This is a genomic window from Deltaproteobacteria bacterium, from assembly GCA_016178705.1.
GTDB lineage: Bacteria > Desulfobacterota > Binatia > HRBIN30 > JACQVA1 > JACOST01.
Map to the genome: position 1 here is coordinate 32,877 of JACOST010000030.1, position 14,051 is coordinate 46,927.

Below are 14,051 nucleotides of genomic sequence, written 5' to 3' on the forward strand. Positions count from 1 at the left end.
TTCCCAAACTCTTGCCGTCGCCCACCGTCGTGATGTAGCTTCGCGCGCATGCTGACGGTGAGCGAGCGCGACGTGAGCGCGACGAAGACGCTGGTGTTGTGCGAACCGCCCTACGTCTTCTGGGATCGCAGCATGGATCGGCTGCGACAAGGCGAGGAAACGATCCCCGGCATGGGCGTGCTGATCCTTGCCGCGGTCGCCCGTCAACGCGGCTACCGTGTCCATCTGATCGACGCGAAGGAACAAGGCACACCGCTCGACGAGGTGAGTCGGCAGATTGTCGCGCTGCGCCCCGACTACCTCGGCCTCTCCGCAACTACGATCTCCGTAACCAACGCGGCACGCATTGCCGACCGCGTGAAGCAACTCGCGCCGGGGGTGACGACGATCCTCGGCGGTTCGCACGTGAGTGCCATTCCAGAACGTACCTTGGATGCCTTTCCGAGCATCGACTTCGGCGTCGTCGGCGAGGGCGAAGTATCGCTGTTCGAGTTGCTCGCGCGCTTGGAGAGCGGCCGGGCGATCGACGACGTGCCTGGGCTTGCGTATCGCCGCGACGGACAGGTGCACAGCAATCTGCGCGCGCCGTATATTGACGATCTCGACGCGTTGCCGATGCCGGCGTGGGATCTGCTGCCGGATTTTCCGCACCGCTTTCAGCCGTCGCTGTTCAGCTATCCGCGCACGCCGGTTGCCACGCTGATCACGTCGCGCGGCTGTCCGTTCTCCTGTTCGTTCTGCGATCGCTCGACCTCCGGGAAGCGCGGCCGCATGCACGGCGTCGAGTACGTGATCGGCTTGTGCCGTCACCTGGTAGGACTCGGTGTGCGCCACATCATCTTCGTCGACGACCTGTTCACCGTGCGCAAACAGCGCGTGGTCGAGCTGTGCCAGGCGCTGCTCGATCACCGGCTCGATCTCACGTGGAGCTGCAACAGCCATCCCAATCTGCTCGACCTCGACACGCTCAAGTTGATGCGGCGTGCCGGCTGCTGGCAGATCGCCTACGGCATCGAATCGGGATCGCAGCGCGTTCTCGATATGGTGAAGCGCGAAGTGAGCATTCCGAAGATGCGCGAGACGCTGCGCATGACGCAGGCGGCCGGGATTCGCAGCAAGGGCTACCTGATGATCGGCCACCCGACCGAAGGGCTCGACAGCCTGGCCGAGGATGTCGCGTTTCTCAAGGAAGTCGAACTCGATCTCTGCCAGATCACCAAGTTCACGCCGTACCCCGGTACGCCCGCCTATCCGACGATTCGCGATCACGGGACGTTCGACGAAGACTGGGAGCGGATGAACGCGATGAACTTCATGTTCGTCCCGCGCGGGCTCAGCGAAGACGTGCTCGAAACCTACTTCGATCACCTCTACAGCACGTTCTACAGCCGGCCAGACGTGCTGTGGGGACTGGCGCGGCTGCTGATGCAGGAGCCGCGCTACATCAAACGCCTCGCCGCGTCGGCGGTCGTCTATCTGCGCAGCAAGTTCGCCGCCGGCCGCTATCTGGTCGGCCGGCTCCCGCAGCGTTACCGCGTCGCGCTTGATGCGCCGACACAACAGTGAGGGGCTATGCGCATGGATCGTCTTGCCCGCTGCGGCCTGGTTGTCTTCGGGCTGGTGCTGTCCGGCTGCGCGATGGCGCGCGTTTATCGCGACCACCCGCTCGACGAGCAGAAAATCGCAACGATTCAGCGCGGCGTGACGACGAAGCGAGAAGTCCTCGATCGTCTTGGCCCACCACAAGAGATTGACGCCCGCGAACTGACGGCCGTGGGCGTCTCACTCGAAGCGGTGATTCCCCGTCCGGGCGAAAAGCCGCCGACCGAGCGCATCATCGCGGCGCGCTACTTCCGCTACACCTACGAACGCGGCAATGGCTTGGCGACGATCCTGATCCTGTTCAACTACTTCGAGTACGATCAGAAGAACGATGACTTGCTGATCTTCTTCAACGGCGACGATAAGGTTGAAGACTTCGCATTTCGCAAGGGCACGGACGAGCTGCCGCGCTTCGGCTTCTGGTCGCGGACATCGAAGTGAAGCGATGGCCTCGGTAGAGGGTGTGCGCATCAGATCCGGTGGTTCGGTGCCACCGCATCGAGTTCGAGGTCGGCCGATCCAGCCACTGGTTGTGATGCTCGTCGGCGTGCTGGTGATCGTTGCCGGCGGCTGCACCATCGGCCGCTACTACACCGGCGCGCCGCTGCACGGCGAGCCGTCGGTGTTAGTCGATGGGCAGTCGACCAGGAGCGACGTGCTGCAGATCTTCGGCCCGCCGACTGTGATCACGCATCAAACCGACGGCGATGCGTTCGTCTACTCGTACCAACAGGAGAACACTTCGGAGCTTCGCCTGCAGGACCCAATCACCGGGGTCAATTGGTTTACCTATAACCGAGACCTCAACCAGCGCGACCGCTTGGTGGTGATCTTCGACTTCACCGGCGTGGTGCGTGGGCATGCCGTCGAACATCACGTGGAAGAGCTGCCGGCGCTGTAGAACGTGCCTCGTGCTCGTGGTTCGTGTTCGTTGAAGAGTGTGTCCGGATGGACCCTTCCGATCACGAGTCACGAATCACGAACACGAGTCACGAACCCAGTCCGCCACCGTCGATCAGTGCGCACACGGCGTCGACATCCTCCGATATCGGACGGTCTTCGATGAGCGGTGCTACGTGGTCGCGAATGAGTGCGTGCGCGGAGCGCGTGCCGGCGCCGGCATGGACCGGGCCGCGGATGTCGAGTGCTTGCGCGGCACACAGCAGCTCGATGGCGATCATGCGCTCGACGTTGTCGATAACGCGAGCGGCTTGTCGCGCGACGACCATGCCCATGCTGACGACATCCTGATTGTTGGCGTTGGTCGGTACCGAGTGTACGCTCGCTGGCGCGGCGAGCACGGCGTTGTCGGCGGCCATCGAGCTGGCGCAATACTGCAACCCCATGAAACCGCTCTGCAGCCCGGCGCCGTTGCGAATGAGGAACGGCGGCAGTCCGGCGTTCAGCGAGACGTCAAGCACGCGCGCGATTCGCCGCTCGGCCATCACGCCGAGCTCCACCATCGCGACCTTCAATTGATCGAGCGCCATGGCGACCGGCTGGCCGTGGAAATTGCCGCCGTGCACGACGCGGCCTTCGTCGACGAGGAACAGCGGGTTATCGCTGACCGAATTGAGTTCGATCTCGAGCACTGCGGCCGTGCTTTCGATCGCGTCGACCACGGGGCCGAGCACTTGCGGAATGCAGCGCAGCGAATAGGCATCCTGCCGCTCCGCGGCCGACTCACGTCCGCGCACGAGCGCGCTGTCGCGCAGAAAGTGGGTGATCCGTTCAGCTACCATGCGCTGCCCGTGGTGCGGGCGCGTACGCTGCAACTCGGGCGCAAACGCCTCGAGGTTGCCGCGCAGCGCGTCGAAGATCATGGCGGCGGCAATCTGTGCGGCCGCCATCAGGCGCCGGGCCTGCGCCACCAACACGGCGCCGGTGCCGGTGTGGAATGAGGTGCCGTTCATCAGCGCGAGTCCTTCGCGATAGCGCGGAACCAGTGCCGTGAGCCCGGCTTCGTGCAGCGCCGCGTCGGCTCGCATCACTGCGCCTCGAAACTCGACCGACCCTTCGCCAAGCAGCGCGAGCGCCATCTGCGCCAGTTCGACGAGATCGCCGCTGGCGCCGACGCCACCGACCTCGCGCACGAGCGGATGAATGCCGGCGTTGAGCATCGCCACCAGCAAGTCGACGGTCCCCGGCTCGACGCCGGAATATCCCTGCGCGAACACTTGCGCGCGCACGGCCATCGCGGCGCGCACGAATGCCGTCGAGTGTGGCGCACCGAGCGTCACCGCATGGCTGCGGACAAGATTGCGTTGAAATTGCTCGCGCGCCGGCGGCGGGATCGCCTGCGATGCGAGCGGCCCGCAGCCGGTGGTCAGACCGTAGACGGGTGTGTCCGTGGTCGCCAGGCGCTTGACGAAGTCGTACGCGCGCTGCACGCGGAGCACCGCACTGCGGTCGATCTCGACGACGGCGTGCCGGCGCGCCACCGCATCGACCATGTCGATGGTGAGATGCGCTCCGCCGATCGCAACTTTCGCTCCTGCTTCCGTTGTCACTTGAGAACCTTCCTGGTAGTGGCGTCGGTGCCCATTACCGGGTGCAGGTAGTGGGGTCAAGAATGATCTCACGTTGAGCGTGGCAAAGGAGAGACACGTATGAAGCGAACCATGTGTGCCGTGGTGGTCACCGCGTTGGCTGCGGTGAGCGGATGCCACAAAGGTCCGTCGCCGGAGTTGATGAGCCGATATCAGGGACGCGGTCTGTTCACCTGTTGCAACCTGCACTACGAGACCGATCAGATCAACGACGCCAACTACTACGTGGGAACGACTCTCGCGTTCGGAACGCCGGTTGCCATCGAGAGTGTGAGCAGCGATTCCGTGACGTTCACCGGCGACGGCAAGAAGCTTACGCTCGAGCATCGCTATGGCCGCGACCAAGAGTCGATGCAGCAATATCTCGACAAGGTGCTGGTCACGGCGGACCCGAAGCCACGCGTCGCCAGCTTCTCCCACTCGGCGCAAGCCGCGATCAAAGAGGGGCGCGTCGAACGCGGCATGACCCGCGAGCAGGTCTTGCTCGCCGTGGGCTATCCGGCGACGCACAAGACCCCGTCGACCGCGGCTTCGGAGTGGACGTACTGGTACAATCGCTGGGTCACGTACAAGGTCGTGTTCGACGACGCCGGCAAGGTTTCCACCGTCGTCGGCCGGCCGGCACCGACGTACGACCAGCCGATTCAAGAGGACGCGCCGCCACCACCACCACCGAAAGCGTCAAAGCCCGCTGCGAAGAGCAAGGGCAAGAAGTAGACGGGAGCGCACCAATGGACACCGTCGATCTTGACCACGGCGTTGGGATTTGCCAGGTAGCGCACGCCGCGCACATCGGCACGCTGAATTTGTAGACTCATTATCGGAGGGAAGTCATGAAGAAGCACACGCACGTCATCACCTTGGGCGCACTCGCCGTCGGCCTTGTGTTCCTGGCAGGCTGCGGCACCACAAAGATTGCCTACAAACCAAAGGCGACGTCAGCACCGGCGGCGACTGCTAGCGTTGCGCTCAAAGTCGTTGATGAGCGCCCCGCCGACAAAGGCGGCTCGACCAAAGACCAAGTCGGCCAGATTCGCGGCAGCTACGGCATCCCGAGTTCCGTGAAAGACAGTAGTCCCGATGTTGCCACCGTGGCGGTGTCAGATGCGACGATCGATGCCTTGCGCCAAGCCGGTATCGGGATGCAAGCCGGCGGTGGGAAGACATTGGTCGCCACGGTGAAACATTTCTGGATGGACGGCATGATGGGATACAAGGCGACGGTCGCGGTCCAGTACACCTTGCAAGATAGCAGTGGCAAAACGCTGTGGACCGCCGAGGTCAAGGGCGGCGCAGGCGGGACCAACCTGTTCCGCGGCGCGGAGTCCTTTACCCAAGACATGTTCGAGAACGCGCTGAGCGACTTGGCGAACAAGGCGCTCGAACAGTTCAAGTCCGACGCCTTCAAGAAGGCGCTGGGCTAGGTCCCTCGTGTCGTTGGCTGCGCTCTGGATCGTGGGGGCGCAGCCGAGCGCGCCGGCTTTTCTTCCGCCGCGACCCGTGATTTAAGCCGGCGCGGATGTCGACCGACATTGGCAGCGACGCGAAGACTGTCGATGCGGCTCCGTTCCAGAAGCGGCTGCCCAACGCCGCGCCCGATTCGCCCGACAACTGGACCCTCTACGATCAGTTCCTCGATATCTGCGAGGGGCATCGCTGGAAAATGGCGGAGGTGCGGAAGGAGATCGAGTCTGTCGACCCCGCGGTGCTCACCGACAACGACCGCCAGGTGATCGACTGCGCCGGCGAGATCGCGGTGGTCGAAGGCAACGCGCCGTCGATCGTGGTCAACCAACTTGCCCTCATGCTCTATGACGCCGAGTTTGCCGCGTGGGCGACGTACCAGGTGGGCGAGGAGGCGAAGCACTTCCACGTCATGCGTCATTATTGCCGGCGCGTCGGACATCCGATCGCGGCGCAACACGGCGAAGCGTACGTTGTCGCGCAGCAAAAGGGGTTCGACCCGAACGATTTCCAAGACGAGTACGGCGTCGTGTTGATCAACCTGTTCGGCGAGACGCTCAATGTTCACCTCTATCAAGTCCTGGCCGGCGCCGCGGACGAACCGGTGCTGAAGAGCCTCCTCCAACGCATCGCGCGCGACGAGCGGCGCCACCAGCAATGGTTCGCGGCGTATTTTCGCAAGCGTGCGGCGGCGGACGCGGCCTACATCGGGCACGCCCTCGTGTCGCTGCGCCGCCTCATCAAAATCGATGAGCCGCCCGAGCGCGGCGCGCAGCGACATCAGGGCACCGGCGCGGCCAACTACCTGCAAGCGACGGAGAAGGTGTTGCGCTACGGTTATTCGCTGCCGATCATCGCCCGCACGGTGCGTGAACAGTGGGAAGTGCTCGAACGCTGCTTCGGCGATCGGCTCGATATCGACCGGCGCCAGTTCATCGTTCGCCAAACGGCGCGGCCCAGTACGATTGCCGCCGCCGTGCGATGAGCGCCTGTGCACCGCGGCCGATGCGCCCAATTGCTAGCAAACTGTGACCGGCGCACACTCGGCAAGTAGATCATGACGAAGTCGTTTGATGTCGTTGTCATCGGCGGCGGGCCTGCGGGCTCATCGGCGGCCGGGTTTCTCGCGCAGTCGGGTTTACGCGTTCGTCTGTTCGAGCGAGAGCGGTTCCCGCGCTACCACATCGGCGAGTCGTTGCTGTCGGCGACGTTGCCGATCCTCGACGCGCTGGGTGTCAGCCCCGCGATCGAGGAAGCTGGGTTCATCCGCAAACCAGGTGGTACGCTGGTGTGGGGCAGTAGCTCGGAGCCGTGGAGCTTCTTCTTTCGCGAAGATCCCGGCGGCCGACCCTATGCGTTCCACGTGCTGCGTTCGCAGTTCGATCACATCTTGCTGAAGCACGCCGCCAGTTTGGGCGTCGACATTCGCGAAGCGCATCGAGTGCAGGAGCTGCGCTACAACGAGGAGACGCAGCGTACGCATGTCGTCGCCCTCGATGAACGCAATGCGACCGTCGAAGCCGACGCCGCGTGGGTGATCGATGCCAGCGGCCAGCAGGCGCTGCTCGGCCATCGTGATCACCTGCGTGAGTTCAATCCGTTCTTCAAGAATCTGGCCGTGTTCGGATACTACGAGAATGCCGAGCGGCTCGACGGTCCGGTGGCCGGCAACATTCTCTCCGCGGCGTTCAGTGACGGCTGGTTCTGGTTCATTCCGCTGCACGACGGCACGACGAGCATCGGTGCGGTCGTGGATGCGCGTCGTTTCGCCGGCGAAGCGGCCGGGGATACGTTGGCGCTCTACTTGCGCTTGGTTGCTGCGTGCGAGCCGGTCGCGCGACGCGTTCGTAACGCCACGCTGGTGTCGCCGATCCGGGTGATCCGCGACTACTCGTATTGCAGCCAGCGCTTCCACGGACCGGGCTATCTCCTGGCTGGCGACGCGGCGTGCTTCATCGATCCGGTGTTCTCCACCGGCGTGCACCTCGCGTGTTTGTCGGGGTATCTCGCTTCACAAGCCGTCGGCGCCATTCTCATCGGTGCGTCGGTGCAGCCGCAACTCGATCAGTACGATGCCCGTTACCGCGCGGCCTTCGAGCGCTATCTCAACTTTCTCTATTTCTTCTACGACCACCACCGCGATCCCGATTCGTACTTCTGGACCGCGCGTAAAATTCTCAGCTCCGACGATTCGCTCGACACGCGCACGGCGTTCGTGCGGCTGATGTCCGGCGGCGGCGATCTTCTCAACGACGACGCCGCGCTGCGCAAGGAATTGGACGCGCGTCACGCGCGGCTGACCAAAGCGGTCCGCGAAGGCCGCTTCGCAGCCGCACCCGACGCCGGACTGTTCCGCGTGCGCAGTACGCTGGTGGAGATGGAGCGGGGGAAGAAAGAGTAGGACCAATGCGGAGCGCGGAATTCGGAATGCGGAATGTACCAAACCCTTCTCCATTCCGCATTCCACATTCTCCATTCCGCATTCAAGAGATCGTTGCCCAAGCGTTCTCGTGTGAGCGCAGGTAACGGTTTACTTTGAGGTTCGCCACCAAGTAGGCGAGGGTCTCGATGTAGTTGCCGGCTGGCGGAGGTAGGAGCCGCTTGGCGATGGCCCGCGTAGTGTAGAATCCCTCGTAGACGTATTTGAAGCCCTCCATCATCTCGTCGCCGGTCATGTTCGTCGGCGTGATCAGCGGGCTGCCGTAGTCGTAGCGACCCCAGTCCTGCTCGACGATACGGCCGGCCTTCATCATGTCGTCGTAATACTTCGTGCCGGGGTAGGGGCACGGCGTGAACAGCTTCAAGAAGGTAATCTTGTTGTCGATCAGGAACTGCAGCGAGCGTTGGAAGGTGTCGACGGTGTCGCCGTCGAGCCCGACCATCAACAGGGCGATCACCTGGATGCCTTTGGCGCGAATCGCGGCAAGGTCTCCGCGGAATCGCTGCGGCAGGTTGAAACCCTTCTTGATCGACTCGAGGCTGGCTTCGTTGATGCTCTCAAGACCGATGGACAGGCTAACGCAGCCGCTCCGCGCGGCGAGGTCGAGCAGCTCGGGATCGCGCGCGATGTTGATGGTCGATTGGCTGGCCCACTTCAGCTTCAGTGGAATCATCGCGCGAAACAATTCCTTCGCGGCTTCGGGATGCGCGATCGGATTGTCGTCGAGAAACAGGATGCGGTTGGCGCCGAGCGACTTGATGGTCTGCAAGTCTTCGATGACCTCGCCGACCGGCCGCGTGCGGAAACTGCGCTGGTAGTAGGTTTGCACCGCGCAATACTCACACGGATGCGGACAGCCGCGTGAAAATACCACGGGCCAGTGGAAGTACATGCGATACAGCCAACTGGTTTTGAACGCGTCGTACTTGAGCAGCGGCAGCCGCGTGTAGTCGACGCGCGGCAGATCGACGAGGTTGTGCCAACGCTCGGCGCGGTAGACGCGGCGATTCAGCCCTTCGGAGAAGTCGGCAAGCAGTTGCGGCCATACGCCCTCCGCCTCGCCGGCCACGACCGCATCAGCGTGCTTGAGCGATTCATCGACGGTCAGCGTGACCCATGTCCCGCCGAGCACGACCCGCACGCCGCGTGCCCGAAAGTGGTCGGCGAGATCGTACGCGCGCTTGATCTGCGGCCCCATCGCGGTAATGCCGACGAGATCATAGTCGCCCTGCAGATCGACGTCGTAGAACAGCTCGTCGACCATCGACACTTCGTACCCGGGCGGCGTCAGCGCCCTGAGGTACGGCAACGTCAGCCCGCTGGTCCAGTAGCGCGTGGTCTTATGCAGCGAGCCGTCCGGGTTGTAGTGAGTCGGCGAGATTAACAGGATACGCACCGGCGGAATGTGCGCAGTTTTGGCGGGTATGTCAACGTGTCGCGCCGCTATACCGAAACCACCTTCGACTTCCTCGCCGCCTATGCTAGCTTGCCGCGCCATGATGGGTCCGACTGAAAGCCAAGTTCTCGCTGCGGTGCCGGCGACGCGCGCGCGCGTGGTGCTCAACCGCATCATCTTTCGCGGCATGCTGTTCACAATGGGCGCGATCGCGGTGGCGATGTATCGCTTGGTTCGGAACAAGAACGTCACCTGGGCATTCGCCAAGGTGCAGGCGCGCAACCTCAGCCGACTGTGCGGCGTGCGCGTGCGGGTGCGCGGCCTCGAACACCTGGGTGCCGGGCCGTATATGTTCACGCCGAATCATACCAGCCATTTCGACATCGCCGCCTTGCTCGGCTACCTGCCCGGCAACAATCGCTTTGCGGCGAAGAAGGAAATGTTCAGCCAGCCGATTCTCGGCGCGGTGTTGCGCACGATGGGCATGATCCCTATCGATCGCGACAATCCGCTCGAGGCCATCGAGCTGCTCAATCAACTCAAACTCGATCAGTTCTCCACGATCATCTTTCCCGAAGGCACGCGCAGCCGCGACGGCAATCTGCTGCCGTTCAAGAAGGGGCCGTTCGTCGCCGCGATCCACCTCGGCGTGCCGATCGTCCCGGTCGTCTGCAAAGGCACCACCGAGGTCATGCCCAAGGGCAAGTATCTGTCGATTCTTCCCGGCGATGTGGAACTCGTGGTGTTGCCGCCGATCGCGACCAGCGGTCTAACCTACGATGACCGCGACCGCTTGCGCGAAATGGTCCGCGAGCAGATCGCGGCCGAACTCAAGCGCTGAGGGCGGGTCAGAGACACCGCAGGTAGGCGACGAGATCCTGCTTCTCGTCGGCGTTGAGTTGCGTGCCCAGGACGATGTTGAAGAACTCGACCGTGTCTTCCAAGGTCAACAAGCGCCCGTCGTGCAAGTAGGGCGGCGAGTCCTTGATGCCGCGCAGCGGGAAGGTTTTGATCGGCCCTTCCGGTCGACCGGCGTAGAAACGTTCGACGCGCAAGTCGTGCATGGTGTTGTCGGTGAACTGAGTCGCCGCCCGGTGACAACTCGCGCACTGCGCCTTGCCTTGGAAGAGCGCTTCACCGCGTAACTCCTGCGGCGTTGCCTGAGCCGGCATCAGGCGATTCAGCACGTCGAGCTTCGGTGCCGGCGGGAAGTCGATGATGGCGTTGAAGTCGCCCATGTGATTGGTCTGCGCCTTCTGCAGGTCGCGGCCGCCAATCGCGGCCAGCATCGTCGTATCGCCATCGAAGTACTCTTCGACCTCGGCGAAGTGGTCCATCGTGCGGATCGAGCGCTTGGACGAGAAAATGAGTTGAGCGTAGTTGCCGCGCATGGTCGGCGTGTCGACGCGCAGACGAGCGTAGTTCGGCCGCGCGTCGGGCGCGAGTTCCATCGCCCCGTTGGTGTGTCCGTTGACGTGACACGAGAAGCAAGCGACGCCCTGCGACGGCTCGGCGGTGACGCGATGATGAGTGACGTTGAACCAGGTAGTTTGAAATGGCGTGACGAGCAGCCGCAGGCCGTCGAGTTGTTCGGGCGTCACCAGTCCGTTGAACATGTCGAAGTAGTTCGCGTACGTGATCTCCACGCCGCGCGTCACGTCACCAAGCTCACGATGCGTGGTGAGATAGAGCGCCGGTGGAAACTCGGGCAGGTAGCACTCGGGAATGTCGAACCGGACGTCGAACCGCTCATGTTCCAGGTGCACGCGCGTCCACGTTGGCGGGAAGACCATGTGCGCGGTCGACTGCAACGGATGATCGAGCGGCTTCCACGGAAACGCGTCTTGTGTGCGAATCTCGTCCGGCGACTTGGCGGCGTACTGCTCCCAGCTCGTGACGCCCTTGGGTAGGCGACCGGTCGGCCCCACCGGCTGCGGCTTGCCGCGCGACATGGTCGCGGCCTTGTCGGTCTTGCAATCGAGGTGAAAGCGCGACTCGAGCACTGCGTGCGCCGCTTTGTCGACGGCCGGGCGTTGCGCCTCCATCTTCTTTTTCCACTCGACGAAGGGCATGCCAAGATCCGGACTGCCGAACGATGACGATGCGCTGCCACCGAACTGCGACAGCCCGCCGGCGGGGTTGGTGGTGCCCGGTGGCGCCGCGGGGTACGGCTTGAGCGCACCGGGTTGCTCGTCTTTGCGCCACTCATCGATATCGCGCGGCTGGTTGTAGCCGGGGCTCTGCAGCAAGAAGCCTTGCGCCGGATCGGCGGCCCGTGCGCCCACGCTCGCCACCATCGTGAATGCCAGCACTGCTCGCCACGCTCGCTTCATCTGTTCTCCCCGCGAAGATTGACGACTTGCGACTCGCCCTCGCGCAGCATGAGCCGCTGATCCGCCGACACATCGAGGAGCGTAGTCTCCTCGCCCGACGGCCATCGCACGTCAATCGAATCGACATGTGTGCGCGGTCCGAGCCCAAAGTGCTGGACCAGCGACGACCCCGACAAGTACGCCGACCCCGCGTGCACTTCGCGGATCTGGCGCTGGCCGTCGGTCGTCACGGCTATGCGCGCACCCACTGCGTCGCGGTTACTGCGCGTGCCAGTCAGCTTGAGTTCGAGCCAGTGGCCAGGACCGCCGACGTTGTGCAGCACCTGCGCGGGTTGGTGGTAGTTGCGCAGGATTACGTCGAGTTGCCCGTCGCGGTCATAGTCGACGATGGAGACGCCGCGGCCATCTTCGATACGATCGGCCTGATCCACATAGCCGACATCGGTAAACGTCCCGTCGCCATTGTTGCGAAACAGGCAGTTGCGCTCGCGGCCGTTCAGACTGTGTTCGCCGATGTTCACCAGGGTTCCTGAGCTTTGATCGCGGCGCCGACCGACGCCGTCAAACATGTCCATTCAGACATCGTCAAGCAACGGGCCCGAGATGAATCCGTTAGCAGCATAGATGTCGAGCCGGCCGTCGTTGTTGTAGTCGAAGAACTCGGCGCCCCACCCCCACTGTCCGTCGCGCACGCCCGCCTTGTCGCTGACATCGGTGAAGGTGCCGTCTCCGTTGTTGTGCAGCAAGGTGCTACCGCGGGTAAGCTCGTTGATGACGGAATGGATGTCGGAGCGCGGCACCCAACTCAGATACCAGGGCACCGGGGGTGGGTACTCGGGATGAAACATGACCCAGCGCGAGTTGGCGTACATGTTTGAGATGAACAAATCGAGATAGCCATCGTTGTCGTAGTCTCCCCACGTGATGCCCATCGCCGCGCCACGGTCGAGTGCGCCGGCGGCCGCGGCCACGTTGGTGAAGGTGCCGTCGCCGTTGTTGCGATAGAGCGATTTGGTGCCGAACTCGTTGCCGACAAAGATGTCCGGGTAGCCGTCGTTGTTGTAGTCGCCCCAGGCGCCCGCCAAACCCCAGCCGGACTCGTGAATGCCGGCTGCTGCGGTGACGTCGCTGAAGGTGCCGTCGCCGTTGTTGCGATAGAGCGTGTGCGGTACGCCGTTGTGCGCGTCCCAGCTAGGGCTCGGCGCGGTCTTTTCGTGGTCGCCCATGCGGACGACGTAGACGTCGAGGAACCCGTCCCGATCGTAATCGGCGACGATCGGCATGCTCCCCCATCGGCTGGGCTGCAGGCCGGCGGTGGCGGTGGCGTCGACGAACAGTCCGCAGCCGTCGTTGCGGTAGAAGCGATCGCCGCGGATGCCGCAGACCCAGAGATCGGCGTCGCCGTCGTTGTCGGCATCGAAGAAGACCAGTCCGGTCGCTGCGATATCGAAGTCGTCGCCAAAGCCGGCGCTCACGGTCACGTCGGAGAACGTCCCGTTGCCACTGTTGCGGTACATCTTCAGATGGTTCGTGCTCAACAGCGCGACATCTTCGAAGCCGTCGCAATCAATATCGCCGACGGCGACGCCGGAGCTGGCCGCCATGTCGCCGATCAGGCGAAACGGCGGCGAGCCGGAGATGTCGTGCGTGTCCTGTACCCCGGCGGCTTCTGTCGCCAGCTCGAAGCGAGGTTGCGAGCTGGCGAGCAGGTCGCGCGACGTCACCTCTTCGCTGGTCAGGACCCAATCGTTGCCTCGCTGCGCGATGGTCACGCGCGCGCGCTGATCGAGCAGGCGGTACTCACGATTCGGTCCGATGCCGCGCACCAATAGGTGCACATCGGCGGGGTAGCCGCGTGCATCGCGCTGATCCCAGTAGACGCGGTGAATGCGCACTTCCGCCTTGTCGATCACCTCGAACAAGTCGAAGAGATGCTGATAGCGATCGCGCATTGGCTCCGTCGCTGCGGGGCCCATCCAGCGCACTCGTCGTTCGCTGAAACTGTCGGCTACGGGAACGGGCTCGTTCCAGGGGAGGCCGTTGCCGCTGTCGGTTGCGTAGATTTGGAGAATGGCGTCGAGATCTTTGGCTTTGATGTTCTGCGGGAGATGGCGGTGTACGGTCGAATTGATCGGTTCGATCTCTAACTTGCGCGCGTCTTCCCAGTGCCGGCCGGCAAACAATAGGCAGCCCGACGCCGGCAACAGCAAGACGAGCGTCAAGAACTTCTGTAGGTTGGGAAGACGGCTTCGCATGCGAGCGCAGCG

At 63.4% G+C, this 14,051-nt stretch carries 13 protein-coding genes; 8 read left to right on the top strand and 5 right to left on the bottom strand.

Annotated elements, in window-relative coordinates; all coding sequences use genetic code 11:
• Positions 1 to 48: 48 nt before the first annotated feature.
• Genes HYR72_21180 through bamE (HYR72_21190) form a run of 3 tightly spaced genes read left to right on the top strand, consistent with a single transcriptional unit; the run spans position 49 to position 2,503 of the window.
• Entirely contained in the window at positions 49 to 1,566 is a 1,518-nt protein-coding gene (locus HYR72_21180; protein ID MBI1817496.1) for a cobalamin B12-binding domain-containing protein, read from the top strand.
• A gap of 12 nt (positions 1,567 to 1,578) precedes the next feature.
• On the top strand, positions 1,579 to 2,043 hold the full coding sequence (locus HYR72_21185; GenBank protein ID MBI1817497.1) for a hypothetical protein: 465 nt from the start codon (positions 1,579 to 1,581) through the stop codon (positions 2,041 to 2,043).
• 4 nt (positions 2,044 to 2,047) lie between these two features.
• Positions 2,048 to 2,503 carry an outer membrane protein assembly factor BamE gene (gene bamE / locus HYR72_21190; GenBank protein MBI1817498.1) on the top strand — a complete coding sequence of 152 codons (456 nt, stop codon included), beginning with the start codon at positions 2,048 to 2,050 and terminating at the stop codon, positions 2,501 to 2,503.
• 88 nt (positions 2,504 to 2,591) lie between these two features.
• On the opposite strand, the gene HYR72_21195 is transcribed toward bamE (HYR72_21190), so the two are convergent.
• On the bottom strand, positions 2,592 to 4,112 hold the full coding sequence (locus HYR72_21195; GenBank protein MBI1817499.1) for an aromatic amino acid lyase: 1,521 nt from the start codon (positions 4,110 to 4,112) through the stop codon (positions 2,592 to 2,594).
• Positions 4,113 to 4,211: 99 nt separating this feature from the next.
• On the opposite strand from HYR72_21195, the gene bamE (HYR72_21200) reads away from it, so the two are divergent.
• From bamE (HYR72_21200) to HYR72_21215, 4 genes are all read left to right on the top strand, one after another.
• Complete coding sequence (gene bamE / locus HYR72_21200; protein MBI1817500.1) at positions 4,212 to 4,868, top strand: outer membrane protein assembly factor BamE; 657 nt, start codon at positions 4,212 to 4,214, stop codon at positions 4,866 to 4,868.
• A 116-nt stretch (positions 4,869 to 4,984) separates the two neighbouring features.
• A complete protein-coding gene (locus HYR72_21205; protein MBI1817501.1) occupies positions 4,985 to 5,575 on the top strand; it encodes a hypothetical protein in 591 nt (196 codons plus the stop codon).
• Positions 5,576 to 5,670: 95 nt separating this feature from the next.
• Positions 5,671 to 6,600, top strand: coding sequence for a ferritin-like domain-containing protein (locus HYR72_21210; GenBank protein ID MBI1817502.1), 930 nt, complete (start codon positions 5,671 to 5,673; stop codon positions 6,598 to 6,600).
• Positions 6,601 to 6,672: 72 nt separating this feature from the next.
• Entirely contained in the window at positions 6,673 to 8,016 is a 1,344-nt protein-coding gene (locus HYR72_21215; protein MBI1817503.1) for a tryptophan 7-halogenase, read from the top strand.
• A gap of 82 nt (positions 8,017 to 8,098) precedes the next feature.
• Here HYR72_21215 and HYR72_21220 read toward each other — a convergent pair whose 3' ends face one another.
• Positions 8,099 to 9,553 carry a B12-binding domain-containing radical SAM protein gene (locus HYR72_21220; protein ID MBI1817504.1) on the bottom strand — a complete coding sequence of 485 codons (1,455 nt, stop codon included), beginning with the start codon at positions 9,551 to 9,553 and terminating at the stop codon, positions 8,099 to 8,101.
• Between HYR72_21220 and HYR72_21225 the strand changes: the two genes are divergently transcribed.
• Positions 9,552 to 10,292, top strand: coding sequence for a 1-acyl-sn-glycerol-3-phosphate acyltransferase (locus HYR72_21225; GenBank protein MBI1817505.1), 741 nt, complete (start codon positions 9,552 to 9,554; stop codon positions 10,290 to 10,292). The genes HYR72_21220 and HYR72_21225 overlap by 2 nt on opposite strands.
• Positions 10,293 to 10,299: 7 nt before the next feature.
• Here HYR72_21225 and HYR72_21230 read toward each other — a convergent pair whose 3' ends face one another.
• Genes HYR72_21230 through HYR72_21240 form a run of 3 tightly spaced genes read right to left on the bottom strand, consistent with a single transcriptional unit; the run spans position 10,300 to position 14,039 of the window.
• Positions 10,300 to 11,784, bottom strand: coding sequence for a cytochrome C (locus HYR72_21230; protein MBI1817506.1), 1,485 nt, complete (start codon positions 11,782 to 11,784; stop codon positions 10,300 to 10,302).
• Positions 11,781 to 12,359, bottom strand: coding sequence for a CRTAC1 family protein (locus HYR72_21235; GenBank protein MBI1817507.1), 579 nt, complete (start codon positions 12,357 to 12,359; stop codon positions 11,781 to 11,783). Before HYR72_21235 ends, HYR72_21230 begins: the two co-directional genes overlap by 4 nt.
• A complete protein-coding gene (locus HYR72_21240; protein ID MBI1817508.1) occupies positions 12,360 to 14,039 on the bottom strand; it encodes a VCBS repeat-containing protein in 1,680 nt (559 codons plus the stop codon).
• Between the last annotated feature and the right edge of the window lie 12 nt (positions 14,040 to 14,051).

Excerpts from the sequence above, each read along its gene's own strand:
- HYR72_21180 (MBI1817496.1), top strand. The coding sequence starts at position 49 with ATGCTGACGGTGAGCGAGCGCGACGTGAGCGCGACGAAGACGCTGGTG.
- HYR72_21185 (MBI1817497.1), top strand. The coding sequence starts at position 1,579 with ATGGATCGTCTTGCCCGCTGCGGCCTGGTTGTCTTCGGGCTGGTGCTG.
- bamE (MBI1817498.1), top strand. The coding sequence starts at position 2,048 with ATGGCCTCGGTAGAGGGTGTGCGCATCAGATCCGGTGGTTCGGTGCCA.
- bamE (MBI1817500.1), top strand. The coding sequence starts at position 4,212 with ATGAAGCGAACCATGTGTGCCGTGGTGGTCACCGCGTTGGCTGCGGTG.
- HYR72_21205 (MBI1817501.1), top strand. The coding sequence starts at position 4,985 with ATGAAGAAGCACACGCACGTCATCACCTTGGGCGCACTCGCCGTCGGC.
- HYR72_21210 (MBI1817502.1), top strand. The coding sequence starts at position 5,671 with ATGTCGACCGACATTGGCAGCGACGCGAAGACTGTCGATGCGGCTCCG.
- HYR72_21215 (MBI1817503.1), top strand. The coding sequence starts at position 6,673 with ATGACGAAGTCGTTTGATGTCGTTGTCATCGGCGGCGGGCCTGCGGGC.
- HYR72_21225 (MBI1817505.1), top strand. The coding sequence starts at position 9,552 with ATGATGGGTCCGACTGAAAGCCAAGTTCTCGCTGCGGTGCCGGCGACG.
- HYR72_21220 (MBI1817504.1), bottom strand. The coding sequence starts at position 9,553 with ATGGCGCGGCAAGCTAGCATAGGCGGCGAGGAAGTCGAAGGTGGTTTC.
- HYR72_21230 (MBI1817506.1), bottom strand. The coding sequence starts at position 11,784 with ATGAAGCGAGCGTGGCGAGCAGTGCTGGCATTCACGATGGTGGCGAGC.
- HYR72_21235 (MBI1817507.1), bottom strand. The coding sequence starts at position 12,359 with ATGGACATGTTTGACGGCGTCGGTCGGCGCCGCGATCAAAGCTCAGGA.
- HYR72_21240 (MBI1817508.1), bottom strand. The coding sequence starts at position 14,039 with ATGCGAAGCCGTCTTCCCAACCTACAGAAGTTCTTGACGCTCGTCTTG.